Origin of the sequence: Nocardiopsis alba DSM 43377, from assembly GCF_000341225.1 — a bacterium.
Lineage (GTDB): Bacteria > Actinomycetota > Actinomycetes > Streptosporangiales > Streptosporangiaceae > Nocardiopsis > Nocardiopsis alba.
The window spans coordinates 33,106-59,332 of sequence record NZ_ANAC01000024.1 but is presented as its reverse complement, the minus strand read 5'-3'; the positions used below and the strand labels follow the sequence as shown (position 1 = coordinate 59,332).

The following is a 26,227-nucleotide window of genomic DNA, read 5'->3' as shown; positions in this document are numbered from 1 at the left end:
ACAGGTGGTGACCGATGACCTCGGGCGCTGAGGAGACCGGCGCTACGCTCCCCGCACCGCCCCCGCAGGCGGAGGCGGTGTTCGGCGACAGCCTGCCCGTGGCCATCCGCTACGCCGAACTTCTCGCCGACGATGGTGTGCGGCGTGGGCTGATCGGCCCCCGGGAGGTGCCCCGCCTCTGGGGGAGGCACCTCATCAACTGCGCCGTCGTCGAGGAGTTGCTTCCGGAGGGCGCGGAGGTGGTGGACGTCGGATCGGGTGCCGGCCTGCCCGGGCTGGTGCTCGGCCTGGTACGTCCCGACATCCGGATGACCCTCTTGGAGCCTCTGCTGCGACGGACCGTCTTCCTCGACGAGGCGGTCGAACTGCTGGGGCTGAAGAACGTGACGGTGCGTCGAGGGCGTGCGGAAGAGGCCCACGGGGAGCTCCACACCGACTTCGTCACGGCTCGTGCGGTGGCTCCGCTCTCCCGATTGGCCGGTTGGTCGCTACCTCTGTTGCGCAAGGACGGCAGCCTGCTGGCCCTCAAGGGGGAGCAGGCGGAGGCCGAACTCGCGGAGGCCGAGAAAGACGTTTCGAAACTGCGGCCCAGTGCGTGCGATGTGATCAGGGTGGGTCGGGGTAAAGTCGATCCCGCTACCACGGTCGTTCGCGTCACGGTGACATCCGACGGTGGTCCGTCCCGATCCGGAGGTTCCCAGAAGAAGAGACGGGGCGGCAAGAAGAAACGCGGACGGAAGAGGTGAACTCATTCGTGTCCCAGAACCCAGCCGACAACGCCGGTGTTTCACGTGAAACACCGGTAGGCGCCTATGGAGACCTGCTCGATGTTTCCCCTGGAGCACCGGCGGATCCAGCGGTGGGTCAGTCCCCTGTTTCACGTGAAACATGGGGGGCGGCTCACGGTGGCGCTCCCGAAACCCCCCTCGCCCAGGCGGCCCGTTCGGCCATGTCCGGCCGAGGACGCGAGGAGATCTGGCCTCGTCCCCGGTCCTGCCGGGTGATCAGCGTCGCCAACCAGAAGGGCGGCGTCGGTAAGACGACCACGACGGTCAACATCGCCGCGGCCCTGGCCATGCACGGCCAGCGTGTCCTCGTGGTCGACCTCGACCCGCAGGGGAACGCCTCCACCGCTCTCGGTATGGAGCGCGACGATCAGACCCGGTCCATCTACCACTGTCTGGTGGAGGACGAAGAGATCCGGAAGCTGGCCAAGCCGGTCCCGGACATCCCCGACCTGTGGTGCGCCCCCGCCACGATCGACCTGGCCGGCGCCGAGATCGAACTGGTCTCCCTCGTTGCGCGAGAGGCCAGGCTCAAGAGGGCCTTCAGCGCCTACGACACCTCCGACCTCGACTACATCCTCATCGACTGCCCGCCCTCGCTCGGCCTGCTGACGGTCAACGCGATGGTGGCGTGCGACGAGGTCATGATCCCGATCCAGTGCGAGTACTACGCGCTGGAGGGCCTGGGGCAGCTGCTGCGCAACGTGGAGCTGGTCAAGTCCCACCTGAACACGGGGCTCTCGGTCAGCACGATCCTGCTGACGATGTACGACGCGCGGACCCGGCTCTCCCAGCAGGTGGCCGACGAGGTGCGTTCCCACTTCGGCGACCTGGTCCTGAGAACCCAGGTGCCGAGGAGTGTCCGTGTCTCCGAGGCGCCGAGCTACGCCCAGTCGGTCATGACCTACGACCCCATGTCCACCGGGGCGATGGCCTACCTCGAAGCGGCGCGCGAGATCGCGCATCGGGCCGAGGGGCCCGGTGTCGGCTGACGCCGATTGTTTCACGTGGAACACCCGTTCTCCGGTCGGACGGACGGCACGCTAGGAATGTGAAGGGAATTGCCGGTGAGTCAGCAGCGGCGCGGATTGGGCAAGGGACTGGGGGCACTCATCCCGCAGGGGCCGGCGGTCCCCGCGCCGGGGGAGAGTGTTCGAGAGACGGTGAACCCCGCGGTGATCCCGGCGGCCCCGGTGGCTCCGGTGACCGAGCCTCCGAAGACCGAGGACCCCAAGGAGTTGCCGGACGGCACCTACCTGGAGGAGATCGCCCTCTCCGACATCGTCCCCAACCCCCGACAACCCAGGACGCACTTCGACGACGAGGCCTTGGAGGAACTGCGGGAGTCGATCGTCGAGGTCGGTCTGCTCCAGCCCGTGGTGGTCCGCAAGGTCGAGGGCGGCGACCGGCCGCGCTACGAGCTGATCATGGGCGAGCGTCGGTTCCGCGCGAGCAGGCTCGCCTCGCTCGAACGGATCCCGGCGATCGTCCGTAAGACGGAGGACGACGAACTGCTCCGGGAGGCCCTCCTGGAGAACCTCCATCGGCAGCAGCTCAACCCGTTGGAGGAGGCCGCCGCCTACCAGCAGATGCTGGACGACTTCGGCACGACCCAGGCGGAGCTCGCCCAGCAGGTCGGTAAGTCGCGTCCCTACATCGCCAATATGCTGCGTCTGCTCAACCTTTCACCGAAGGTGCAGACGAGGGTCGCGGCCGGTGTGCTCAGCGCCGGACACGCACGCGCACTCCTGTCGATCGACGATCCCGAGGCTCAGGATCGCCTGGCCCAACGGGTGATCAACGAGGGCCTGTCGGTGCGCTCCCTGGAGGAGATCGTCTCCCTGCGGGAGATCCCGGAGGAGGAGAAGCCGCGCCGGGTCCAGGCGGGGAGGATGGAGAATCCTCCTCAGGTCGAGGAGTGGGCGACCCGGTTCGGCGACCGACTCGACACCACGGTGAAGGTGGACATCGGCCGGCGCAAGGGCAAGATCGTCGTGGAGTTCGCGACGGTCGAGGACCTGGAACGGATCATCCGCCAGATCGAGAACTGAGGACGCGAGGCTCGATGTTTCACGTGGAACATCCGGGCCGAGAACGGCGAAGGGCCCGCGGGGTGATCCCCGCGGGCCCTTCGTGTGCTTCCGGCCTCCCGGTCACAGGAACTCGGCGAGCTCCTTCTCCAGGACGCGCTTGGGCTTGGCGCCGATGAGCTGCTTGACGACCTGGCCGTCCTTGTAGACGTTCATGGTCGGCAGCGACATGACGTTGTACTCACGGGGCGTCTGCGGGTTCTGGTCGGTGTTGAGCTTGACGACCTTGAGCTTGGCGCCGTGCTCCTCGGCCAGCTTGTCCAGAACCGGGGCCATCTGCTTGCAGGGGCCGCACCAGTCGGCCCAGAAGTCCACCAGGACCGGAAGGTCGCTGGAGAGGACCTCTTCCTTGAAGTCGGCATCGGTGACGGTCTTGACGGTCGACACTGCTCGGTTCTCCTTGGATCGACGGAAAAGGGTGGGAGGTGGGGGTCAGTTGCCGTGCTCGGCGAGGAAGCGCTCGGCGTCCAGGGCGGCCGAGCAGCCGGTGCCCGCGGCGGTGATCGCCTGACGGTACTGGTGGTCGACCACGTCGCCGGCGGCGAAGACGCCTTCGAGGTTGGTACGGGTGGACGGGAACTCCACCTGGACGTAGCCCTCCTCGTCGAGGTCGATCTGGTCCTTGAAGAGCTCCACGCGCGGGTCGTGGCCGATCGCGACGAACAGCCCGGTGACGTCCAGGGTGTCGCCCTCGCCGGTACGGGTGTTGCGCAGCTTCAGGCCGCTGACGCGGTCCTCGCCCAGGACCTCGGTGACCTCGGTGTCCCAGAGGAAGGAGATCTTGTCGTTGGCGAAGGCACGGTCGGCCATGATCTTGCTGGCGCGCAGCTCGTCACGGCGGTGGATGACCGTCACGGACTTGGCGAAGCGGGTGAGGAAGAGGGCCTCCTCCATCGCGGTGTCGCCGCCGCCGACGACCGCGATGTCCTGGTCACGGAAGAAGAAACCGTCACAGGTGGCGCACCAGGAGGTGCCGCGGCCGGAGAGCTCCTTCTCGCCGGGCACGCCCAGCTCGCGGTAGCCCGAACCGGTGGCCAGGATGACGGTGTGCGCGAGGAAGGTCTCGTCGCCCGCGGTGACCTCCTTGACCGGCTTGGTCAGGTCCACCGAGGTGACGTCCTCGGGGACGAGCTCGGCACCGAAGCGCTCGGCCTGCTTGCGCATGCTGTCCATGAGGTCGGGGCCCATGATCGCGTCGGGGAAGCCGGGGAAGTTCTCCACCTCGGTGGTGTTCATCAGAGCGCCGCCGGCGGTGATGGACCCTTCGAAGACCAGGGGGCGCAGTTCTGCGCGCGCGGCGTACACGGCGGCGGTGTAACCCGCCGGACCGGAACCGATGATGATCACATTACGGACGTCACTCACGCTCGTAGGCCCTTCACAGTCGTTGCCCTGGCCACGGTGGCGTGACCGGAGGGGAAAGATGGTTAGCACAACCGATGGTAGAGGCCCCGCATTCCCGGTCCGACATCCCCGCGGCTTACCCAGGAGGGGTATACCCCTCAGGGGTGGTGGGCACCGCGGTCGAGCGCCGCGCGCGCCACCAGGGCGAGCAGCCCGGCAAGGGCGCCCCAGAGGGCGTTCACGGCCAGGACCGAGACCGGCGCGAAGGGGTGGGTGAGCGGCCCTTGGAGCTCCCCTTGGAGGAGCGGTGACAGTATGGCGCTCGACACGACGGCGAACACCCCGTAGGCCAGCCCGGCGTGGACGAGGGTGAGAAGGGGGCGGGGGACCCGGGCCACCACCACCGCGGTCACCCATACCGCGGTGATCACCACGGTCGTCACCACGGGGATGGTCGGGCCGGGGGAGAGCGCGTCGGCGATCCCCGTGACGTTCAGCAAAGGACGGATCAGCGCCAAGGCTCCGAGCCCCAGCACGAGCGGCCAGGGGATCTCGGACCACGGGCCTCGCGAAGTGGACGGTGTCCGTTCTCCCACGGCTACCTCCCGGGACGGGCGTCGTGACGACGCGATCGGTTCGATGTCGACGACGCTAGGTCGCGGTCTCGACGTCGGCGTCGGATCCCGGGCGCTCACCATTACGTCCGAACGCGTACCGACGCGCGCTCGAAGGCCGGTGGAGCGGACACCCCCGCTTCGTAGAATCGGCGCATGACGGAGCCGCCGCCGGAGCAGTCCACCCGCCACGCCCTCGTCGTCGACCTGCTGTTCGGTTTCGCGGTCTTCGCCGTGGTGGCGATCGCGGTCGGCGCGGATGTCAGCGGGAGGGGGAACCAGCCGCTCGGATACGGGCTGGCGGTGGTCCTCGGCGCCCTCATGCTCGTCCGACGCCGTCGGCCGCTCTTCGTCCTGGCGGCCACCTGTGTCCTGGTCGTCGCCAACTACGTGATCGACCTGCCCACGATCGGCCTCGCGGTCCCCCTGGCCGGGGCGTTGTACTCGGCGGCGGAGGCCGGGCACACCCGGTGGGCGGTCGGAGGGGCGACGGCGCTCCTGTCGCTCTCCACCCTCATCAGGCTGGGGGAGGGACAGGATCCCGCCTATCTCCTCGGCTACGAACTGGCGTCCACCGTCGCGATCATGGGCGCCGCGATCGCGCTGGGGGACGGAACGCGACAACGGCGCGAGGGCGCGCGGCAACGGCGGCGCATCGCCGTGCTGGACGCCCAGGCGCGGGAGGCGGAGGCCGCCGAACGGACGGCGCGCGAACGCACCCGGATCGCCAGGGATCTGCACGACGCGGTCGGCCACCATCTGTCGGTGGTCTCGTTGCATTCGGCGGTCGCCTCGGAGGCGTTGGAGGAGGGCGTGGAGGATCCGTCGGTGGCGAGGGCGGAGCTGGATCACGTCTCCCGGGCCGCCAGAGAGGGGCTGCGGGACCTGCGGGCCACGGTGCGGGCCCTACGCGATCCCGGGGGAGAGGTCGAGCCGGTGGCCGGCCTGGCCCACCTGGAGGCGTTGGCCTCCTCGGTCCGGGACGCCGGGGTCCGGGTGGAGGTGTCCGGTTCCCCGGGGGAGGGGCTGCCGGGGCTGGTCGACGCGGTCGCCTACCGGGTGGTCCAGGAGGCGCTCACCAACACGCTCCGGCACGCGGGGGCCCGTCACGCCCGGGTCCTGATGGCACGGGACGGGGACGGACTCACCGTCACGATCACCGACGACGGAGGATCCGTGCGGACACCGGTACGAGAGGGCAGCGGGTTGACGGGTATGCGGGAGAGGGTGCGTATGGCGGAGGGGACGCTGGAGGTCGGCCCCGATCCGGCCGGCGGGTTCCGGGTACGGGCGAGGCTCCCTATCGGAGGTGGGGCGTGATCCGGGTGCTGTTGGCCGACGATCAGCCTCTGGTCCGCGCCGGTGTGCGGGCCCTGGTGGAACGGGACGGGGACATCGAGGTGGTGGCGGAGGCGTCCGACGGCCGCGCGGCCCTCGTGGAGCTCGACCGCTTCCGTCCCGACGTCCTGTTGCTGGACCTGCAAATGCCGGTCCTGGACGGGTTGGACGTCCTGAGGGAGCTGGAACGCCGACGTACCGATGTGTCGGGTCGCCGACACGTCGACACCCGGGTGGTCGTGCTGACCACCTTCGGTGAGGACGACAACGTGTTCGGGGCGCTGCGTTCGGGGGCCGCCGGTTTCCTGCTCAAGGACGCGGGTCCCGGAGAGCTCAGGGAGGCGGTCCGCACGGTCGCCGCGGGGGAGGCCCTCCTCTCGCCCGGGGTCACCCGCAGGGTCGTCGAACGGCTGGTGGAGGTGGAGCCGTCACCGGGGGCGGACCGGCGACTGGAGGGGATCACCGATCGGGAACGCGAGGTCCTGGCCCTGGTCGGCCGGGGGATGACCAACCAGGAGATCGGCGCCGAGCTGCATCTGAGCCCCGCGACCGCCCGCACCCATGTGGGGCGGTTGCTCACCAAGCTGGGGGTCAGGGACCGTGTGGGGCTCGTCGTGGTCGCCTACGAGAGCGGCCTGATCCGCCCCGGCTCCTAGAGCCGCTCCTCGGCGAGTACCTGTTCGGTGACGTCGCCGCCTCGGGCGCAGGTCGGGTCGAGGACCACCACGGAGGCGCCGTCGGCGTCACGGACGAACAGGACCCAGGCGCGTTCGCCGCTCTCGGATCCCCCCTCCCAGAGGGCGTCGTCGAGCAACGTCACACGGGAACCGGTGGCCTCCTCATAGAGGGTCACGCACTCCTGGGCGCCGGCGGGGAGGTCGGAGGAGAGGGTCTGGACACCGGGTCCCGTGCCGCTCTCGCCCTCCTCGGTCATGGCCAGGACCCGGGAGGCCTGTTCGGCGAGTCGCTCCTCGGTGTAGACCGTGCCGCTCTCCAGGGCCTCGGTGGAGTAGGACCGGGTGATGTCGGGGTCGGATTCGCTCTCCTCCGTCAGGGGAGAGGAGGCGACACCCTGGTCGGCCCGGTCCTCGGAGAGCACGTTGGTGAGGACGGCGGTACCGCCACCGATCACGAAGACGGAGGCGGCGGCGACCATCATGAGCCTGGGCAGTCCGAGGCCGCGTCGTTTCGGGGTGAACGGGACCACCGTGGCGGGCCGGTTCTCCTCGACGGGAGGCGCCTCGTGTTCCGTCTCGTCCTTGGCCTCGTTCGCCGCGCGTTCGGCGACGGCACGGGCGATCCCGTCGTCGAGGAGGTCGGCGACGTCCCGCGGCATCGCGGGGGCGGGTGTCTCAGCGAGCGTTCTGGAGACCCCCGCGAGATCGTCGAGGGTGGTCGCGCAGGTCGCGCAGGTCTCTATGTGGTCGGCGACCGAACGTTCCTCGTCGGGGCCCAGAAGGTCCTCGGCGAAGAAGGCGAGTGCCTCCACGTCTGGATGGGACGTCACGATGGGTTGGCACCTCCTCTCTCAGATGTGACGTCTCGGGGAGATGCGGGGTTCCTTAGATGGGCCAGAGACGGAAGAAGTTTCGCGCGACCTCGGGCACACCGGCTCTTGATGGTGCCCGGGGCCACGTCGAGGATCTCGGCGGCCTCGTCCACCCGGTAGCCGAGCATGTCCACCAGGGTCAGCGCCATGCGCTGGTCCAGGGGCAGGAGCTCCAGCGCCGCGTGCACGTCCAGTCGGGCCTCGGTGCGGGAGGCGTGGTCGGGCGCACCGCCGGTGCGCCCGAGCCGTTCGTTGGAGATGACGTCGAGGGTCTCGTCCTCGGTCGGTGTGGCGGGACGTACCTTCCTGCGTCTGAGCCGGTCGTGGCAGGCGTTCACCACGATCCGGTGCAGCCAGGTGGTGACCTGCGCCTCGCCGCGGAAACGGTCGGCGGCGCGGAAGGCGGACAGGAAGGCGTCCTGGAGGGCGTCGGAGGCCTCCTCCGGATCGCCCATGATCCGGATGGAGACAGCCCAGAGGCGCTCACGGTGTCGGCGAACGAGTACCGCGAACGCCTGTTCGTCACCTTGAGCGTGCCTCGACAACAGCTCCTTGTCGGGAAGCTCCTGGGCCGCTTCCATCAGCGCTGATCACATACCCCGTCACTCGAGAATCTAGAGTCCGCGTACCTCGACTTCGACAATGCTCCCACGGTAGCGACCCTCGTCCGTGGGCAGGGAGGTGAACCAGATCAGGACGTACTGTCCGGAGACGCTCTCGTCGAGGGTGACGACCTGTTCGCCGTTGATCGAACCCTCCCAAGCGACCGGGAGACCGGCGTCCAGGGAGGCGTCGTCGGAGACCGAGTTCGTGTCCCCGACCCTGACCTGGACCCCGTACTCACGGGCGGGCAGGGTCAGGTCCACCTCGTGGACCTCCTGGGAGGAGCCGAGGTCGAGGAGCAGACCGACACCGCTCTTCTCGGTGCCCATGGGGTCGTTGTAGCCCTCGGTGTTCCACTGGGTGGACGGATCGCCATCGTGGGCCCGGGGCGCGTTGGCGTCGTGCTCGGAGCCGTCGCCACCCGGCAACGGGTCGAACCCGGTGGACGAGGAGATCGGCAGGACCTCCAGGTCGGCGCTGTCGACCGTCTCCTCGGTGGTCTCGGATCCGGAGTCGGCCTCGGTCTCGCCCTCGTCGCCGGGGCGCATCATGGAGCCGACGACCCAGGCCCCCGTGACCACGGCGGCGAACAGGAGCAGGGCCAGGGCCCCGATCACCAGTCGCCTGGCGGACGGGCGTCGTTCGCGGTCGGTGTACTCCTCTTCCCGGGCCGGGGCGGGCCGGGAAGAGCTCCGTGCGGGCGCCGAGTCGTTGCGCGAACTGCGTCGGGGGCCGGTGGCGCCGAACTCTCCGGTGCGCCGCGAGGTGCCCTGCTCCGGCGGAGGGGTGGCCTCCGGAGGGGCCACGGGCAGCGGGATGAGCCGCGGTACCTCGGCCAGGGCCGCGCAGAAGTCGGCCGGTGTGGTGATCGGCGGGCCGGGCACCATCTGGCCCGCGAACTGCGGCAGGGCCGCGCGGGTGGTGATGGTGGCGAGCTGGTCGCTGATGCCCTGGCGGAGCTGGCCGGGCGGGTAGGGGCCCATGGGGCCCTGGGGGGCACCGGGCAGACCGCTCTGCGGCCCACCGGGCCAGTGCCCGGTGAGGGCCGCGTAGAGCAGGTTGCCCAGGCCCTGGGTGTCGACGGCCGCGGGGTCGGCGATGTTGCTGCCGAGCAGCGCGGCGTCGACACCGATGCCGGTGACCTTGACGGCCCCGCCGCTGCTCCACATGAGCTTGCCGGGGGTCAGGCACAGGTGGTGGAGACCCCCCGCGTGCGCCGCGGCGATGGCCTCGGCCGCCTCGGCGACCAGACCCGCGGCGCGCTCGGGCTCCATGGGGCCCTGGGCGAGGAGTTCGGCCAGGGAGGAGCCGATGACCCACTCCTCGACCACGTAGGGGACGGGGGTGGTGTCGTCGGCGTCGAAGACCTGGGTGACGCGCGCGTCGGGGATGCGGCTCGTGGCCCTCGCCGCGCGGACGACCTCGGATGTTCGGGGGAAACCCTCGGTGAAGGTCCATACCGCGACAGGACGCGCCAGCGTCTCGTCGGTGGCCTTCCAGCGGGTCGCTCCACCGGTCTCGCTCACCACGTGGTCGAGTCGGTAGCGGTTGGCCAGCTTCGCCCCGGGTTCGATCAGAAAGGTGCTCATGATGGGAGTGACGGGTGCCAGTGCCGTTGGGTCGCGCGTGCTCCTTGCGGGCTCACGCGAGGGGGTCGGCCCTGTCTGCTGTCCCCAGCCTCCCTTCGGGCAGCTCGGATAAACGATGCTCTGGTGGTCAAGCGGTGTCTGTCCATGCTAGGACGCGTGAACAGCCTCTTTGGAGGACATTGGCTACTCATTCACTTTCCGGGGCATATCCGGGTCCGATCGCCCAACGTCGGCCATTCCAGGTGATCAGCGGCGTCGCAGGCGGGTCTTGACCAAATCAAGGAACGCAGTGACTTCGGTCACATTGAGGAACTTGGCGGCAACCACGAACAGTACGGCACCGACCAGCCCCCCGGCCACCATCGCCCCGAGCGCCGGCCACAGCTCACCGGGCAGACCACTGAAGACGAAGATCATCAGGACACCGAACACCGCGGCGGGCACGGCCGCCAGGTGCAGTTTGAACAGGGTCGCCAGGGTGCGGCGCCCGTCCAACCCGTTGAGTCTCTTACGGAGGATGTACCACATGATGATCGAGCCCACGATGTAGTACAGCCCGTAGGGGAGCGGCAGCCACACCACGATGTGCTGCGGACTCTCCGCCAACACGAACAGCAGCGCGATCGCCGTGACCGCGTGAGCGATCTCGGAGGGGATCGAGACCAGCGCGGGCGTCCGCGTGTCGCCCAGCGCGTAGAACACGCGCATCTGGAGCTGGAACAGCGTGAAGGGGATCAACATCACGCAGAAGACCATGAGGATCCGGCCGATCGCGGCCGCGTCCTCGGCGCTGGTGCTGCCCTGCGCGTAGATCATCACGCAGAACGGGACGGCGAAGACGATCATCGCCACCGAGATCGGCACGATCAGGACCGAGGAGAGGCGGAAGCCCCGGGAGAAGTCGCTGCGGACCTGGTCCTTACGGCCGGCGGCGACGTGTTCGCTCATTCGGGGCAGCAGGGCGGTGATCACCGAGACCGCGATGATCGCGTACGGGAGCTGGAACAGCATCGACGCGAACTTGTACGCGGCGATGCCCGAACCGGTGTCGAAGCCCAGCTCGGCCGCCATCGAACCGGCGCGCGTGGCGACGTTGGTGGAGACGAGCGCGCCCACCTGGGCGACCACGATGTAGAGCATCATCCAGGAGGCGGCGCCGGCCGCCTCGCCCAGACCCGAACCGCGCAGGTCCAGGCGGGGACGCCAACGGAAACCGGCCGCCGCGAGCGCCCACACGAGCACGGCGGCCTGGACGACCTGCCCCAGGGCGGTGCCCAGCCCCAGCAGGGCCAGCTCGCTCTGGGTCACCGTGTCGGGGGAGCGTCCCGGGCCCGCGATGGACAGGAACCACACGCAGATGCCGATGATGACGACGTTGTTCAGCACCGGCGCCCACATCGGGGCCCCGAACCTGTTGCGCGCGTTGAGCATCGCGCTGGCCAGACCGCTGGCGCCGATGAAGAAGATCTGGAGCACCAGGTAACGGGCCAGGATCACCGAGACCTCGTACTGAGAGCCGCTGAAGCCGCCCGCGTAGATCCGGATGAACCACTCCGCGATCAGCACGGACACCAGGGTCAGTACGAACAGCGCCAGCAGCATCAAGGTGACGAGCCGCTGCTCTGTCTTGTCGCCGCCGTCGGGGTCCAGCTTGCGCCGCTTGACGAGGAACGGTACGAACACACTGGCCAACAACCCGCCGATGAGCAGGTCGTAGATCATGTACGGGACCATGCCCGCGGTCTGATAGGCGTCGCCCAGGAGCTGGGTGCCGATCGCCGCCGCCAGGACGATGGTCCGGACGAACCCGGTCACGCGGGAGGCGATCGTGCCGACCGCCATGATCGCCGTCGACTTGGCGATGTTGCCCGGCGCGGTGTGGGAGGACCCGCCGATCTCGTCGCCGTCCTCCAGACCGGCACGGTCCGCGGTACCGACGTCACCGATGTCCTCGGGGTTCCGGACGGTCTTCAGACCGGTCTCGGGCGCGGACTCCGGTTCGGAGCGTTCGTAGGCGTCGAGCACGTCCTCCGGCATCACCAACTGGCGACGGGCGGGGTGCTCCGTTCGTTCCGAGGGACCCGGGTAGGGCTCCTCGGTCTTCTCACGGGGGTGGTCGCTGGACACCGTCGGGCGGTCCTTTTCTGGGTGGGACGACTACGTGCTCACCGGCGGGGCGGGGCCGGTGGAGGAGAGGGGCGGTGACTAACGACGCAGCCGGCCTCGGATGAGTTCCACCGCGGCGCTCAGCTCGGGGACGCGCAGTACGCGCGCGGCGACGAGGAAGAGCAGGGCACCGACCGCGCAACCGGCGACGGGGGCGCCGATATAGGTGGCCAGACCGGGACCGACGTAGGTGTCGAAGAGCCAGAGCGCGCCGAAGCCCGCCGCGATGCTCGGGACGACTGCCAGGTGCAGCCGCAACATTGTTCCAATGATGTGCTTCCCGTCAAGCCCCTCGATCCGCCGGCTGAGGACCTGACCGGCGATGGTCAACCCGCTCAGGAACGAGAACATGAAGCCCGCGGCCACACCGACGACCACCATGTCGGGCGGCAGGAGCAGGTAGGCGACCAGCGCCAGACCGCTGTGAACGGCCAGGTTGGCGATACCGATGAGGGCCGGGGTCCTCGTGTCGCCGAGCGCGAAGAAGACCCGCAGCATGAGCTGGAAGACGGTGAACGGCACCAGACCGAGCGACATGACCGCGAGGATCTGGCCGATGGCGGACGCGTCCCCCACCGAGACGGAACCGCGGGCGAAGGCCAGGATCGACAGGGGCTGGGCGAACATCGCGACCGCGAACGCCGTCGGCACCAGCACGAACGCGGAGATCCGCAGCGTGCGGGAGAAGTCCGAGCGGACCGCGTCCCAGTTCCGGTCGTCGGCGTGAGCGCTCATCCGGGGCAGCAGCACGGTGATGAGGGAGACCGCGATGATCGCGTACGGAAGCTGGAAGAGCTGGTAGGCCAGGTTGTAGGCGCTGATACCGGCACCCACGTCCAGGCCCTGCTCGATACCGGCGACGTTGGCGGCGTTGGCGATGTTGGTGGTGATCCACAGACCGGCCTGGGTCAGCAGGGTGTAGAGCATCATCCAGCCGGCCGAGCGCAGCGCCTCGCCGAGCCCGGAGCCGCGCAGGTCGAGGCGGGGCCTCCAGCGGTATCCGGTGCGGGTCAGGGCGACGAACAGCACCACGGCCTGGAGGGCCATGCCGGCGGCGGTTCCGGCGCCGAGCAGGGTCAGCTCGGCGGAGGTGACCGTCTCGGGGGTCCGCCCCGGGCCGGCCACGACCAGGAACATCGCCGCCACACCCATGATCACGATGTTGTTCAGCACCGGGGCCCACACGGCCGCGCCGAATTTGCCTCGGGTGTTGAGCATGGCGCTGAGCAGGCCGCTCAGACCCACGAAGAAGATCTGGGAGAGCAGGAACCGGGCCAGATAGACCGACGTGTCGAACTGGAGGGACGTGAAGCGCGATCCGTACAACCAGATCAGCGCCTCGGCGGCCAGGATCGCGACGGTGGTCACCACCAGTAGCGCGAGCACCATCGAGGTGAAGAGCCGGTCCTCGGTGGCCTTGCCGCCGTCCAGGTCGTTCTTGCGCCGTTTGACCAGGAACGGGATGACCACGGAGGCCATCAGACCACCGATGAGGAGGTCGTTGAGGATGAAGGGGATCGTGTGCGCCGTGTGGTAGGCGTCGCCCAGCAGGTGGGTACCGATGGCTGCGGCCAGCACGATGGTGCGGGCGAACCCGGTCAGGCGGGAGGCCATGGTCCCCACGGCCATGATCGCGCTGGAGCGCATCATGCCGCCGGAGGGCTCCGCCTCGCCCGCGGACTCCTGCACCGGCTCCTCGGCCGTCTCCCGGCGTTCCCCGGCGTCCCGGCGGTCTCCGCCGAGCACGGGGCCGTACGGGTCGGCGGCGGGCTCGGGGAGCTCGCCCTCCTCGAAGGACGGGGTCGGCCCGGGATAGGGCCGGATCGGACCCTCTCCGGGAAGCGGCCCTTCGGAGGCCGGCCTGCGGTGCCTGGGGGCGTAACGAGGCGGATACTCGTCGCCGTTAGGGGAGTCGGTGACCACTGTGGATCAGGGTTCCTTTCGTCCGGCAGGGAAGGAGATCGGTACCGCGGCTCCGTGCGGGGATACGCGGAAAGGGCGGAAAGCCCGGGTCCGGGGACCCGGGGAGGGAAAAGGGGTGTGACACGGCCGACGGGGCGACGTGTCGGAACGTCGCCCCGTCGGCCGCGGTGCCGGCGAGATCACTTGCGCGCGTCGCCGTCGTCGTCGGGCCGGTCCTCGGCCTCTTCGGAACCGTCGTCCCGGGAAGCCGACCCCTCGGTCCCGTCGGACCGTTCGTCGGTCTCGGACCCGGCGGCCTCGCCGTCACCGGCTTCGGCGCCCTCGTCCCGGGGGGTCTCGGCGGAGGGGGACTCACCGTCCTCGTTCTTCTCGGCCTTGGCCGCCTGACGGCGGGCCCACTTGCGCAGCGCCCGAGGGGCGAGCGCCGCGATCAGGATCAACAGGCCGATCCCGCTGATGAGCAGAGCCTGGGTCCCCAGGCCGGTGGCGTTCACCTGGAGCATGGTGTCCTGCGGGCTGATCGGCTCGCCGTCCGCGTTCTGGAGGCTCACGTGCACGGTGGTGCTGCCGTTGATCCGGGCCGAGAGCGGAACGTAGACCGTCGTCTTCGCTCCCGGGGCGATCTCGAAGGAGGACGTGTAGTCACCGATGCTGAGCCGCTCGGAGTTCTCCGAGAAGATCGACAGGTGCACGTAGACGGACTCGTCCTCCAGGTCGTTGGCGACGAGCACACCGGTGATCCCGGTCCGGCTGGCCAGGGTGACCGGCTCGCCCGGGATGATGCGCACGTCCTCCATGCGGCCCTGGACGGCCTGGCTGACGAGGGAACGGGTCGCCCCCGCCAGGGCCTCGCGCTCACGCCAGTACACCGACTCCAGCCGCACCAGTGAGGGGCGGAAGGGGTCGCTGTCCCCGACGAGGATGCTGTTGAACAGTCGGACGTCCCGGCTCACGTCCTCGATCTGGCCGAGGTAGGTCGAGCTGAGCTCCTGCCCGTAGGACTCCTGGGGGTAGTTCAGGTCCTGCCGGGTGTCCTCCCACTCGTCGGGATCGGGGGTCTTCACCCGGTCCAGCCGCTCGGGCGACAGCCAGGGCAGGTCGTCGGTGGCCTTGAGCACCCCGGCGGCGAGTTCGGCGCTGGGGTCCCAGTCCCGTGAGGGGGCGGCGACCACCACGCGGTCCTTCCCACCGTCCTCGCCGGCGATCATCGCGGTCTCGGCGGCGAACCGTTGGAGCGCCAGCGCGGATTCCCCGGGGCCGTGCGAGGGCATGGACAGCACCTCGGTCAGACCGGCGTCGGCGACCAGGGCGAAGGGGTCCACGCCCTCCTCCTCGGCCCCGGTGGCGGGCAGCGGGGCCTCGGCGGTCAGGGTCGTGTCGATCCACGGCTCCGGCGGGAGGGCCTCCTCCGTCAACAGGAAGCGGTCGGCGCCGTCCGAGGAGAACAACTCCTGTACGCCCTCGTCCATCAACCCCTCGGCGGGCAGGGCGAAGCGCTCATCGGCCTCCAGGGCCAGAGAACGTCGCAGGGCCTCCCTGGAGATGCTCAGCGAGGCCTCGGCGTCCGTGCGCATGTCGTTGCGCAGCAGGGACGCCAGGTCCGTGTCGGCGTAGGAGGACGCCACCACGGCGTCGGCCGCGAGCACACCGCGGGCCTCCCGCAGCCATACCTGCGCCGCCTGGTCCGCGGCGCGTTCGTTCCGCTCGGGGTCACTGCCGGCCGGAACCTCCGAGAGGTCCTCGACCACCGTGTGGTCGGCGGCGGCCATCCTGAGGATGTCGTCCATGGTCCCCGGGTCGACGGCCCAGGTCACCGGGATGCCCTCGGTGCGTTCGGGCGAACGTTCCTTCTCGCCGCCGCCCTGATCCTCGTCCTCATCGGACTCCTCGTCCTCCGGCGACGCGGAGGCCTCGTCCCGAGGCTCACCGCTCTCCTCGGGAGAGGGGGAGGAGTCGCTCGGCTCCTCGTCGGGAGAGGGTGATCCGGCCTCGGGGGACGGATCCTCCGCCTCCTCGGACGGGTCCTCGTTCAGCCCGAGCTCCTTGACGAGGTCCTCGTCCCCGACGTCGAAGGAGAGCGGAACCTGGGCCCCGGCCTCCAAGAGTCGACCGAGCCGCCCCTCGGCGGTCACGGAGTCGTGGAGACCCTCTCCGAGGAAGGTGTCGTCGTCCGCCCGACCCGGATCGTCCATCAACGGCCAGACCCAGGCCAGATCGACGGGGTCCACGTCCTTGTCGTCCTCGCCCATGTAGGGGAGGAAGGTGTACTGAGTGCCCAGCAGCTCTCCGTCACCGCCGACGGCCTCCACCACCAAGGGGTAGACGCCGTAGGACCCCAGCTCGAGATCCTCCACCGGGGTGCTGAGCGAGTACTCGATGGTGCCGTCGGGCTTCAGCTCGCCCTCGAACTCCTTCTTCGGACCCCGTGAATCGGGTTGGAGGCCCTCGCCCGAGGCGAACCCGTCGAGTTCGTCACGTGAGGTGAAGGCGTTCTTGGAGTAGCGGATCCGGACGGTGACGTCCTCCACGGAGGCGCCCGTGGTGTTGGTCACCTCACCCGAGACGCGCAGGGTGCTGTCCTCGTCGAGCGAGGAAGGGGTGATCCGTTCCACGGCGACCGGAGGGGCCGACTCCTCGTTCTCGGGCTCCGCGGAGGCGGGCGAGAGCGTGGCCGGTATCGGGAGCAGCGCGGCGGCCATGGTCATGACCGCGGCCACGGGAGCAGTTCGACGCAACGCTTGACCGGTTTCCTGATTCGGGGCCAGATGTCCATCCCGCCGGGGATGTGGATGTGACAGGGCGGGGACGGAGCGGGGTGCCCGCACGGCGCGCTCGGCGGAAGCGGGGCAGGTGGCCTCGGGCTGACCGTGACAAGCCACCACTGCACCCGAAGATACCGCGTTCCCCGAACCCCGGTCCTGGCGCGGCCCTCGCCCTGGCGTGTGGTGAGGCCAGCCTTTCATCCGCCACGGGGTCCACGCCAGGGTCTCCACACCCTCCGCCGAAGGTCGGAGACGATTCGCGGTTTGCCCGCGCGGCCACTTAATCTGCGTTGTGTGCCGAACACAGAGTTTTCGAGTAACGACACCGCACGTGACGAGCGCATCGGAAGGAGCTCGGTCGTGGACGAGCCGACCGGTGAGCAGCGCGCCGCGATCACCGCGCTGATCGACTCGATGCGTACGGTCTCAGAGGAACTCGGCGACCGGTTCGCCGCGCACGACCAACAGCTCGCCCTCGTCGGCGGTCCGGTCCGTGACGCTCTGCTCGGCCGCGCCTCCAACGACATCGACCTCACCACCGACGCCGTCCCCCAGCGCATCCTCGAACTGGTCGACGGCTGGGCCGACTCGGTGTGGACGGTCGGCATCGAGTTCGGCACCGTCGGTCTGCGCAAGCGCGGCGACCAGTTGGAGATCACCACCTATCGCAGCGAGGCCTACTCGCCCAAGTCGCGCAAGCCCGAGGTGTCCTACGGCACCGACATCCGCGACGACCTGCTGCGCCGGGACTTCACCGTGAACGCGATGGCGGTCCGGTTGCCGAGCGGAGAGTTCGTCGACCCCTTCGGGGGTCTGGCCGATCTGCGCGCCAAGGTGCTGCGCACCCCCGGAAGGCCGGAGGACTCCTTCAGCGACGACCCGCTGCGCATCATGCGCGCGGTCCGTTTCGCCGCCCAGCTCGACTTCACGCTCGCCCCCGAGGTGGCCGAGGCCGCGCGCGACATGGCCGACCGGCTCACCATCGTCTCGGCCGAGCGTGTCCGCGACGAGCTCACCAAGCTCCTGCTCAGCCCGAACCCGCGCCGGGGCATCGAACTCATGGTGGACCTCGGCATCGCCGAGCACGTCCTCCCGGAGATCCCCAAGATGCGGTTGGAGATCGACGAGCACCACCGGCACAAGGACGTCTACGAGCATTCGCTCACCGTTCTCGACCAGGCCATCGATCTGGAGCGTTCGCGCGGACACGAGCCCGACCTGGTGCTGCGTCTGGCCGCGCTCCTGCACGACATCGGCAAACCCAAGACCCGCGCCTTCGAAGGCGGCAACCGGGTGACCTTCCACCACCACGAGGTGGTCGGCGCCTCCATGAGCCGTAAGCGGCTCACCGCGCTGCGCTTCCCCAAGGACGTCGTCGGTCAGGTGGGCCACCTGGTCGCCCTGCACTTGAGGTTCCACGGCTACGGCAAGGGGGAGTGGACCGACTCCGCGGTGCGCCGCTACGCCCGTGACGCCGGAGACCAGCTGGAGCGGCTGCACATCCTCACCCGCGCCGACTGCACCACTCGCAACCGGCGCAAGGCGGCGGCCCTCGCCCGCTCCTACGACGACATCGAACGTCGCATCGAGACCCTCGCCGAACAGGAGGAACTGGACCGTATCCGTCCCGACCTCGACGGCAACGAGATCCAGGAGATCCTCGGCGTCGGCCCCGGCCCCCTGGTCGGCAAGGCCTACCGCTTCCTTCTCGAACTGCGCCTGGAACACGGTCCGATGGAGAAGGAGACGGCCGAACGCGAGCTGCGCTCCTGGGCCGCCGACCACCTGGAGCGTTAGCCCCCCTCACTACAGCCCGGGTTTGACCGCGGTGACGGCCATGGCCATGCCGAAGACCCGGAGCGGGGTGCCCTCCAGCCCGTCCGCCACGTGCTGGAGGGCACGGGGGCGGCGGTCGAAGGGCGGCATCAGATAGTCGATGGCGCGTACGCGAAGGCCCGCGCCGCGCAACAGCCCGCCCATCTCCTGCGTGGTGAAGGCGCGGGCGTCCGACATCCTGTCGTGCAGGGGGCGCACCCAGGGCAGGAAGGGCGCGGTCAGGGCCGAACGGCGCCGCGCGCCCCACAGCACCCCGTGGGTCTCGAAGGGGAACCAGCGGTTGGGGGTGGTGAGGGAGAGGGCGCCTCCCGGTTTGAGCACCCGGCGGATCTCGGAGAGTCCCTCCTCCAGGTGGTCGAGGTGTTCCACGACCTCGAAGGCGGTGACCCGGTCGAAGGTGTTGGCGTCGAAGGCCAGGGAGTCCACGGACATCTTGTGCACGCCGACCCGGTCCTCCAGTTCGGTTCCGGCGATGCGGTCGGAGAAGGACTCCAACCGTCCGGGTTCGACGTCCACCGCGTCGACCCGCACGTATCCTCCGGCGAGTTCGACGGTGTAGGTGCCGTCTCCGCAGCCGACGTCGAGCAGTCGATCGCCGCGGACGGGGAGTTGTCGGCGCACCGTCTCGATCCGCTTGGCGACCCCGCGTTCCCCGAAGGAGCTCGAAGGGGCGCCGAGTCCGTGGTCACCGGTCATGGCCACCGTTCCCGCTCGTGGATGGGTTCTCCCGGGGGACACTACATCAGGTGACGCTCCGGTCACCGAACGATGGGGCGATATGTCGACCCATGGCGGGGGTCTCCCCGTCGACCCCGGTCTCGGCCGATCACGCGGGGATCGGGAGAATACCCCGGTGAGCACCACCATCTGGTATCTGGAGACCACCGACCCCGACGAGTTGCGTCCGGGGCGCGATCCGGGGGGTCACGTCGCCCTCGTCCACGCGGAGCTCCCCTCCGCCGAGCTCTCCCGTTTCCTCTACTCCGAGGTCGGCCGCGACTACCAATGGGTGGATCGCGGCTCCTGGGGGATCGACGAGTGGCGTGCCCGGACGGAGGATCTCCGTGTGGAGACCTGGGTCCTGTACGAACGGGGGACCCCGGCGGGCTACGTCGAGCTGGAGGGGCAGGACGCCGGGGACGTCGAGATCGTCTACTTCGGTCTCCTGCCCGGGTTCCTCGGACGCGGCCTCGGCGGCCACATGCTCACCGAGGCGCTGCGACGCGCCTGGTCGATGGGGGAGCGGCCGGCCGGTCACGAGGCGACCCGCCGGGTGTGGTTGCACACGTGCTCCCTCGACGGGGAGCACGCCCTGGCCAACTACCGGGCACGAGGCCTGCGGCTGTACCGGGAGACGACCGAGCCCTGATCAGGGGATCCGGGTCACCTCGTGGCGGTTCTCGCGGCGGGCGCGTACCGTCCAGGCCGCGCCCATCGACAGGAAGGCGATCACCATCGCCGCGACCACGGGAGCACTGGTCCCCGACGGGGGGATCAGAGCGGCGGCCAGCGCCGCGCCCAGGACGAAGGTCGCGTTGAACAGGACGTCGTAGACGGAGAAGACCCGGCCTCGGAAGGCGTCGTCGACGTGGCGCTGCACCAGGGTGTCGACGGTGACCTTCACCCCCTGGGACACGAACCCCAGGACGAAGGCGGCCACCGGGAACAGGGCGGGGGAGAAGGGCAGCCCGAACACCAGCAGTGCCGTCCCGGCGGCGAAGAGCAGGGAGGCGATCCAGGCGTTCTCCCCGATCCGTGAGGTCGCCGACGGGGTGGCCACGGCCCCGAGGAAGAACCCGAGGGCGAGCAGTCCGGCCGCCACGGAGAAACCGGCCATCCCGGCGACCCCGCCACCGGTGAAGGTGTTGTTGTACAGCAGCAGTGTGATCAGGGTGGAGATCCCGAACAGGACCCGGTGGCCGCCGATGGTGAGCAGCCCGACCCGGGCGGGCACCCGCTCCCAGACGTGCCGGACCCCCGAGGTCATACCGACCACCACGTTGCGCAGGGCGGCACGGACCTCCTCCGGCTCCTCGTCCAGGTGCGGACCCAGTTCCCCATAGCGCAGGGTGAGCGAGACCAGGGCGGCCCCGACGAAGCCCAACGCGGCGACGAACAGGATCATCCCGGTGCCCAGGGCCCGTTCCCCGCCGATCATCCCGATGGCCAACCCGACCCCGGTGCCCAGGGAACTGGCGACGGTGCCGCAGGTGGGGGTGACGGCGTTGGCCATCATCAACCGGTCGCGCGGGACCACGTAGGGCAGGCCGGCGGAGAGCCCGGAGAGCAGGAAACGATTGACGCTCAACACCAGGAGCGCGGCGATGAAGAACGCGGGTCCCTCGCCGTGGGCGATCAGGAGCGCGGTCACCGTGGCCAGGGCCGCTTTGATCAGCGAGGACAGGAAGAGGACCTGACGCCTCGGCATGCGGTCGATGAGTACCCCGGCGAACGGGGCGACCACGGAGAAGGGGAGGAGCAGCACGGCGAACGCCATGGCGACCTCGCCCGCGCCGGTGTGCTGCTCGGGGTTGAAGAAGACGAAACCGGCCAGACCGGCCTGGTAGATCCCGTCGGAGAACTGCGAGACCAACCGGGTACCGAACAACCGGCGGAAACGTGGGCCCCGCAGGACCTCGCGCAGATCACCGAAGAAGGACACCGACACAGGGTAGAGCGTGCGCCGGATGAGGAACGCCCGGGGCCGGAGACGGCCCCGGGCGGAGGATCAGACGTTCTCGCCCTCGATGAAGCGCTCGACACGGTCGTGCGCCTCGGCGTCGCTGTACTGCTCGGGCGGCGACTTCATGAAGTAGGAGGAGGGGGCCAGGATCGGTCCGCCGATACCGCGGTCCTTGGCGATCTTCGCGGCGCGGACCGCGTCGATGATGATGCCCGCGGAGTTCGGGGAGTCCCAGACCTCCAGCTTGTACTCCAGGTTCAGCGGGACGTCGCCGAAGGCGCGACCCTCCAGACGGATGTAGGCCCACTTGCGGTCGTCCAGCCACGGCACGTGGTCCGAGGGGCCGATGTGCACGGAACCGGCGTTGAGCTCGTGCGGGATCTGCGAGGTGACCGACTGGGTCTTGGAGATCTTCTTGGACTCCAGGCGCTCGCGCTCCAACATGTTCTTGAAGTCCATGTTGCCGCCGAAGTTGAGCTGGTAGGTGCGGTCGACGACGACGCCGCGGTCCTCGAACAGCTTGGACAGCACACGGTGGGTGATGGTCGCGCCGATCTGCGACTTGATGTCGTCGCCGATGATCGGCACCCCGGCCTTGGTGAACTTCTCGGCCCACTCGGGGTCGGAGGCGATGAAGACGGGGAGCGCGTTGACGAAGGCGACACCCGCGTCGATGGCGCACTGGGCGTAGAACTTGTCGGCCTCCTCGGAACCCACCGGGAGGTAGGAGACGAGGACGTCGGCCTTCGAGGCCTTGAGCGCGGCGACCACGTCGACGGCGTCCTCGGAGGACTCCTGGATGGTCTCGCGGTAGTACCGGCCCAGACCGTCGTAGGTCGGGCCCCGCATGACGGTCACACCGGTCGGCGGGACGTCGCAGATCTTGACGGTGTTGTTCTCGCTCGCGACGATGGCGTCGGACAGGTCATGGCCGACCTTCTTGGCGTCCACGTCGAAGGCCGCGACGAACTCGATGTCGCGCACGTGGTACGGGCCGAATCGGACATGCATCAGACCGGGCACCCGGGACTCCGGGTCGGCGTCCTTGTAATAGTGCACGCCCTGGACGAGCGACGCCGCACAGTTGCCGACGCCCACGACGGCTACACGTACCGAACCCATTGGTCCTTGCTCCTTCTTCTTGGTGAACATGGATTCCACAGCGCATGGCGACGGGCCCGCGCCGAAGCGGTCCGGGGCTCGTCGTCCTGCGTCCGTATCCCGTATGTGGTCAGCAGCGCACACGGCGGTTCTGTTCCCCCTCATGGTGGTCGACCACGGGGGGTGAACTGTGAATGTCCGGCTGGTTTGTTCTGCTATGACTCTATCTTTGCCTGTCATGTGAGCCGTCTCCGGCGGGGTGCGGCGGAAACGTGATGTTCACACGAGGGTAAGAATCCCCGCGGTCTCCCGGCCGGCGCGCGGCACCGGTCCCGACCTCGCCGGTCACCGAAGGCCCCGCCCCCTCTCGGGTAACGGGAGTGTCCGCTATCACAACGGCGCCCGCGAAAGTTCGCACCACCTCTGAGCAGCGGGGATGTGTGTATTCCGGTGCAAGGTGACGATCACGGTGAAAGCACGCGATACTCTCGCGCGTGGGTTGTGCTCTACCGTTCGGTCGCTCTAACGTGACCTTTGCTTTGCGTGTGCGGCCGGTAGGAACCCGGAACGAAGCCACCGCCGCGGCGACGTTCACGTCGGCTCGAAGCGCCGATGACAGGGGCAAACGCACCCGCAGGCCAACGACCAGGAGGAAGTAGCGGCCAACGTCTTCGCGACCTGTTGAAAACCTTCGACCTCAAGTGGGCGTCTCTTTATCAAGCCTTGAACGACAGGCGTAGCGGTGGAGACAGGCCACACCGGCCCGGACCCTCGCCGGTATACCGCGACAGGTCGCGAACCACCGATCCCCCAGGGGGACCGTCCCCCGTTTCCACCAAGGAATCGTCAGGCCGACCGGCCGTGAGAGGCAATCGAGGACCACGTGAGTACCGAACGACGACGGAGTGCCGACGGCGGCCGTCGCCGGGCCAACGGCCCGGACGACGGTCCGCGCGGTAACGGCGGAAGGCGCAGGGCCGACGGCCCGCCACGGGAAGAACGTGCCGGTGGGCGTCGCCGTCCCGACCCCGAGGACGAAGGCGGCTTCTGGGGGAACGACGAAGCCGAACCCCGGCGCAGGGCCCGCCCTCCCGAGGCCGGCGCCCGCTCCGAAGGACGCCCGCGCCCCGAGGGCGGACGCCGCCGCGCCGACGGCGAACGGCCCCGTGACCCCGAAGGCCGGCGCCGTCGTCCCGACGACGGGGACCGGCCGCGCCGCCGTCCCGACGGACAGCGCCCGCGCCGCCCCGAGGACGGCGACCGCCCCCGCCGCCGTCCCGACGACCCCCGGGCGGGAGGCCGCCGGCGTGCCGGTTCCGGGCCCCGTGACCCTCGCGACCGTGAGCACGGTGCCCGCTCCGAAGGAGGCCGGGGTTCCGGCAGAGGCGGACGCGGCTCCGGCGGTGGAGGCGGCGGACGGCGACGCCCCCGCGACAAGGAACCGGACGACCGCCCCTGGATCAAGCGCTTCCTGTCCAAGGCCTGGAAACCCGCGCTGGCCTTCTGCGGCCTGATGATCATCGGCGGCGTGGCCGCCTTCGTCATCCTCTACGCGATGGCGCCCGATGAAAGGGACCTGACCGAGAACGCGGAGAAGACCGCCTCGGCCACCCAGATCTACTGGGCCGGCGAGGAGGGCGAGGAGGAACTCGCCGTCACCACCGGTGAGGTCAAGCGCGTCTCCATCACCCGCGACGACATCCCCGAGGAGGTCGTCAACGGTGTGCTCGCCGCCGAGCAGCGCACCTTCTACGAGGACCCGGGCATCAATATCCGCGGTATCGGCCGCGCCATCCTCAGCCGAGGCGAGGACGGTGGCGGTTCGACCATCACCCAGCAGATGGCCCGTAACTACTACAGCGACCTCGACGGGCAGCCCCCCCTGACCCGGAAGATCCGCGAGATCTTCATCGCGATCAAGCTGAACCAGCAGCTCACCCACGATGAGATTCTCACGACCTACCTCAACACGATCTACTTCGGTCGCGGCGCCTCCGGTATCGAGATGGCCTCCCAGGAGTACTTCGGCAAGAGCGTGAGCGAGCTCGACGAGGCCCAGGGCGCCTACCTCGGCATCATCATCCAGATGCCCAGCAACTTCGAGGGCACCGAACTCGGCCCCTGGACCCAGAACTACCTGGAGAACGAGCGCTGGCCCTACGTCCAGAACCAGCTCGCCCAGATGTACGAGGAGACCGGCGGCGAACGCGGCCTTCCCGAGTCCGAGGCCCAGAACCTGGAGATCCCCGAGACCCTGGAGTACAACCCGGAGGAGGCGGCCGATCCCCAACAGGGCTACGTCCGTCAGGCCGTGATCGAAGAGGTCGAACGGCGCTACACCGAGGAAGGCGTGACCGGCGCCAAGATCGCCACCGAGGGTCTGGTCATCAAGACCTCCCTGGACAAGGAGCTGATGGACGCGGCCGAGGAGGCCTTCAGCGTCCTGCCCGAGTCCGCCGCCGACGACACCATGCGGAGCCTGACCTCGGTGGACCCCTCCACCGGTGAGATCGTCGCCTTCAACGGCGGCCCCGACGTCGCCACGGTGATCAACAACTCCCTGGTCCACCAGACCCAGGCGGGTTCGGCCTACAAGCCCTACGTCCTGGCGCGCGCGCTGATGGACGGCATCGGCCTGCGCAGCCAGTTCGACGGCGACAACGCGCGCGAGTTCCCCGGACTGGCCAGCCCGGTGCACAACTCCAACAACGTCGACTACGGTCCGGTCGACCTCATCCAGTCCACCGCCGACTCGGTGAACACGAGCTTCGTGGAACTGGCGATCGAGGTCGGCGAGACCCGCGTCGACGAGCTCGCGATCGAGATGGGCGTCGATCCGGCCCGGAGCACCACCTCCACGGTCGGTCCGCTCGTCGCCCTGGGCACCCACCAGGTGAACTCCCTCGACATGGCCAGCAGCTACGCGACCTTCGCGGCTCAAGGGCGCCACTTCCCGGCGCACATGGTCACCGAGGTCCAGACGGCCGACGGCAAGGTCCTCGAACCGGACGACAAGACCGAGCTGGAGACCGGGACCGAGGTCCTCCCCGAGGGGGTCGCGGCCGACGCCACCTACGCCATGCAGGAGGCCGTGCTCAACGGTGGTGCGAGCAGAGCCGCGCTCGACGACGGACGGCCGGTGGCCGGTAAGACCGGTACCTCCTCCGACGCGGTCTCGGCCTGGTTCTCCGGGTACACCCCCCAGCTCTCCACGGCCGTGGGGCTGAGCCGCCACAGCGGCCAGCCGCTGGACTTCGGCACCGATTTCGGCGATGTCTACGGCGGTACCACCTCCGCGATGGTCTGGAAGGCCTACATGGAGGTCGCCATGGCCGGCCAGGAGCACCAGCAGTTCCCGCCGCCCCAGTGGGTCGGCGAGGACCAGAGCTTCCTGCCCACGCCGCCGCCGAGCGAGGAGCCCAGCGACGAGCCCAGCGACGAGCCCAGCGAAGAGGTGAGCGAGGAGCCCAGCGACGAGCCGAGCGACGAGCCCAGCGACGAGCCGGAGGAGTGCGATCCCTGGGAGGTCGGTTGCGAGGACGGCGGGGAGACCGACAACCCCGATGACTGTGGAAACTGGCCTTGGACCCCGCCCTGTGAGGAAGAGGACGACGGCGGTGACAACGGTGGCGAAAACGGCGGCCCCGGACAGCCGGGGAACGGCCCCGCGGGGCTGATCCGACCGCGCGAGTGATCCGGCGGACCCGGCGATGATGAGGGCCGGTGCCTGAGGGGAGACCCTCCGGCACCGGCCCTTCGCCGTTCCCAACGGGGGCAACACCGGTGGTACGCCGCTGCTGGTAATCTTGGCTCCCGTATGGCTCAGAGCCTGTGCGGCCGCCCC

Annotated in this window: 20 protein-coding genes; 8 read left to right on the top strand and 12 right to left on the bottom strand. The window is 69.4% G+C overall.

The window, feature by feature from the left end; translation table 11 throughout:
• The first annotated feature begins 14 nt into the window (after positions 1-14).
• The 3 genes from rsmG to D451_RS0122620 all read left to right on the top strand — a co-directional run bounded on the left by rsmG (position 15) and on the right by D451_RS0122620 (position 2,836).
• Positions 15-746: a 16S rRNA (guanine(527)-N(7))-methyltransferase RsmG gene (gene rsmG, locus D451_RS0122630; RefSeq protein ID WP_017536084.1), complete on the top strand. Its 732-nt coding sequence runs from the start codon at positions 15-17 to the stop codon at positions 744-746.
• Between the two features lie 203 nt (positions 747-949).
• Positions 950-1,777 (top strand): ParA family protein, encoded by an 828-nt coding sequence (locus tag D451_RS0122625; RefSeq protein ID WP_187294547.1) that lies wholly within the window; start codon positions 950-952, stop codon positions 1,775-1,777.
• A gap of 75 nt (positions 1,778-1,852) precedes the next feature.
• Complete coding sequence (locus D451_RS0122620; protein ID WP_017536083.1) at positions 1,853-2,836, top strand: ParB/RepB/Spo0J family partition protein; 984 nt, start codon at positions 1,853-1,855, stop codon at positions 2,834-2,836.
• A 102-nt stretch (positions 2,837-2,938) separates the two neighbouring features.
• Here the strand turns inward: D451_RS0122620 and trxA are convergent, their stop codons facing one another.
• From trxA to D451_RS0122605, 3 genes are all read right to left on the bottom strand, one after another.
• Entirely contained in the window at positions 2,939-3,262 is a 324-nt protein-coding gene (gene trxA, locus D451_RS0122615) for a thioredoxin (RefSeq protein WP_014912343.1), read from the bottom strand.
• A gap of 45 nt (positions 3,263-3,307) precedes the next feature.
• A complete protein-coding gene (gene trxB / locus D451_RS0122610; protein WP_014912754.1) occupies positions 3,308-4,240 on the bottom strand; it encodes a thioredoxin-disulfide reductase in 933 nt (310 codons plus the stop codon).
• 137 nt (positions 4,241-4,377) lie between these two features.
• Positions 4,378-4,815: a hypothetical protein gene (locus D451_RS0122605; RefSeq protein WP_026125281.1), complete on the bottom strand. Its 438-nt coding sequence runs from the start codon at positions 4,813-4,815 to the stop codon at positions 4,378-4,380.
• A 174-nt stretch (positions 4,816-4,989) separates the two neighbouring features.
• Here D451_RS0122605 and D451_RS0122600 point away from each other — a divergent pair, with 174 nt between their 5' ends.
• Both D451_RS0122600 and D451_RS0122595 read left to right on the top strand, forming a co-directional pair.
• Positions 4,990-6,153: a sensor histidine kinase gene (locus tag D451_RS0122600; RefSeq protein ID WP_017536081.1), complete on the top strand. Its 1,164-nt coding sequence runs from the start codon at positions 4,990-4,992 to the stop codon at positions 6,151-6,153.
• On the top strand, positions 6,150-6,827 hold the full coding sequence (locus D451_RS0122595; RefSeq protein ID WP_017536080.1) for a response regulator: 678 nt from the start codon (positions 6,150-6,152) through the stop codon (positions 6,825-6,827). The genes D451_RS0122600 and D451_RS0122595 overlap by 4 nt, the downstream gene beginning before the upstream one ends.
• Here the strand turns inward: D451_RS0122595 and D451_RS0122590 are convergent.
• The 6 genes from D451_RS0122590 to D451_RS0122565 all read right to left on the bottom strand — a co-directional run bounded on the left by D451_RS0122590 (position 6,824) and on the right by D451_RS0122565 (position 16,706).
• Positions 6,824-7,678 (bottom strand): anti-sigma factor, encoded by an 855-nt coding sequence (locus D451_RS0122590; RefSeq protein ID WP_081616119.1) that lies wholly within the window; start codon positions 7,676-7,678, stop codon positions 6,824-6,826. The two genes, D451_RS0122595 and D451_RS0122590, sit on opposite strands and share 4 nt — an antisense overlap.
• Positions 7,675-8,301: an RNA polymerase sigma factor SigM gene (gene sigM, locus D451_RS0122585; RefSeq protein ID WP_014912916.1), complete on the bottom strand. Its 627-nt coding sequence runs from the start codon at positions 8,299-8,301 to the stop codon at positions 7,675-7,677. Before sigM ends, D451_RS0122590 begins: the two co-directional genes overlap by 4 nt.
• 33 nt (positions 8,302-8,334) lie before the next feature.
• The gene (locus D451_RS0122580; RefSeq protein WP_017536078.1) at positions 8,335-9,912 is read right to left on the bottom strand and encodes a protein kinase family protein; all 1,578 of its coding nucleotides are present in this window, start codon (positions 9,910-9,912) and stop codon (positions 8,335-8,337) included.
• A gap of 246 nt (positions 9,913-10,158) precedes the next feature.
• Positions 10,159-11,949 carry a murein biosynthesis integral membrane protein MurJ gene (gene murJ, locus D451_RS0122575; RefSeq protein ID WP_234305899.1) on the bottom strand — a complete coding sequence of 597 codons (1,791 nt, stop codon included), beginning with the start codon at positions 11,947-11,949 and terminating at the stop codon, positions 10,159-10,161.
• Positions 11,950-12,117: 168 nt separating this feature from the next.
• Positions 12,118-14,001 carry a murein biosynthesis integral membrane protein MurJ gene (gene murJ / locus D451_RS0122570; protein ID WP_017536077.1) on the bottom strand — a complete coding sequence of 628 codons (1,884 nt, stop codon included), beginning with the start codon at positions 13,999-14,001 and terminating at the stop codon, positions 12,118-12,120.
• A 179-nt stretch (positions 14,002-14,180) separates the two neighbouring features.
• Positions 14,181-16,706, bottom strand: a complete 2,526-nt coding sequence (locus D451_RS0122565) for a DUF6049 family protein (protein ID WP_193789626.1) — start codon at positions 16,704-16,706, stop codon at positions 14,181-14,183.
• Positions 16,707-17,057: 351 nt separating this feature from the next.
• Between D451_RS0122565 and D451_RS0122560 the strand changes: the two genes are divergently transcribed.
• Positions 17,058-18,560: a CCA tRNA nucleotidyltransferase gene (locus D451_RS0122560; RefSeq protein WP_026125280.1), complete on the top strand. Its 1,503-nt coding sequence runs from the start codon at positions 17,058-17,060 to the stop codon at positions 18,558-18,560.
• A gap of 9 nt (positions 18,561-18,569) precedes the next feature.
• On the opposite strand, the gene D451_RS0122555 is transcribed toward D451_RS0122560, so the two are convergent.
• A complete protein-coding gene (locus tag D451_RS0122555) occupies positions 18,570-19,295 on the bottom strand; it encodes a class I SAM-dependent methyltransferase (protein WP_014909823.1) in 726 nt (241 codons plus the stop codon).
• 157 nt (positions 19,296-19,452) lie between these two features.
• On the opposite strand from D451_RS0122555, the gene D451_RS0122550 reads away from it, so the two are divergent.
• Entirely contained in the window at positions 19,453-19,968 is a 516-nt protein-coding gene (locus D451_RS0122550; protein ID WP_017536075.1) for a GNAT family N-acetyltransferase, read from the top strand.
• On the opposite strand, the gene D451_RS0122545 is transcribed toward D451_RS0122550, so the two are convergent.
• Together D451_RS0122545 and D451_RS0122540 are read right to left on the bottom strand one after the other, a co-directional pair.
• The gene (locus D451_RS0122545; RefSeq protein ID WP_036568564.1) at positions 19,969-21,261 is read right to left on the bottom strand and encodes an MFS transporter; all 1,293 of its coding nucleotides are present in this window, start codon (positions 21,259-21,261) and stop codon (positions 19,969-19,971) included.
• Positions 21,262-21,327: 66 nt separating this feature from the next.
• On the bottom strand, positions 21,328-22,404 hold the full coding sequence (locus D451_RS0122540; protein ID WP_017536073.1) for an inositol-3-phosphate synthase: 1,077 nt from the start codon (positions 22,402-22,404) through the stop codon (positions 21,328-21,330).
• A gap of 862 nt (positions 22,405-23,266) precedes the next feature.
• Between D451_RS0122540 and D451_RS0122535 the strand changes: the two genes are divergently transcribed.
• A complete protein-coding gene (locus D451_RS0122535; RefSeq protein ID WP_017536072.1) occupies positions 23,267-26,077 on the top strand; it encodes a transglycosylase domain-containing protein in 2,811 nt (936 codons plus the stop codon).
• The last annotated feature ends 150 nt before the right edge of the window (positions 26,078-26,227 follow it).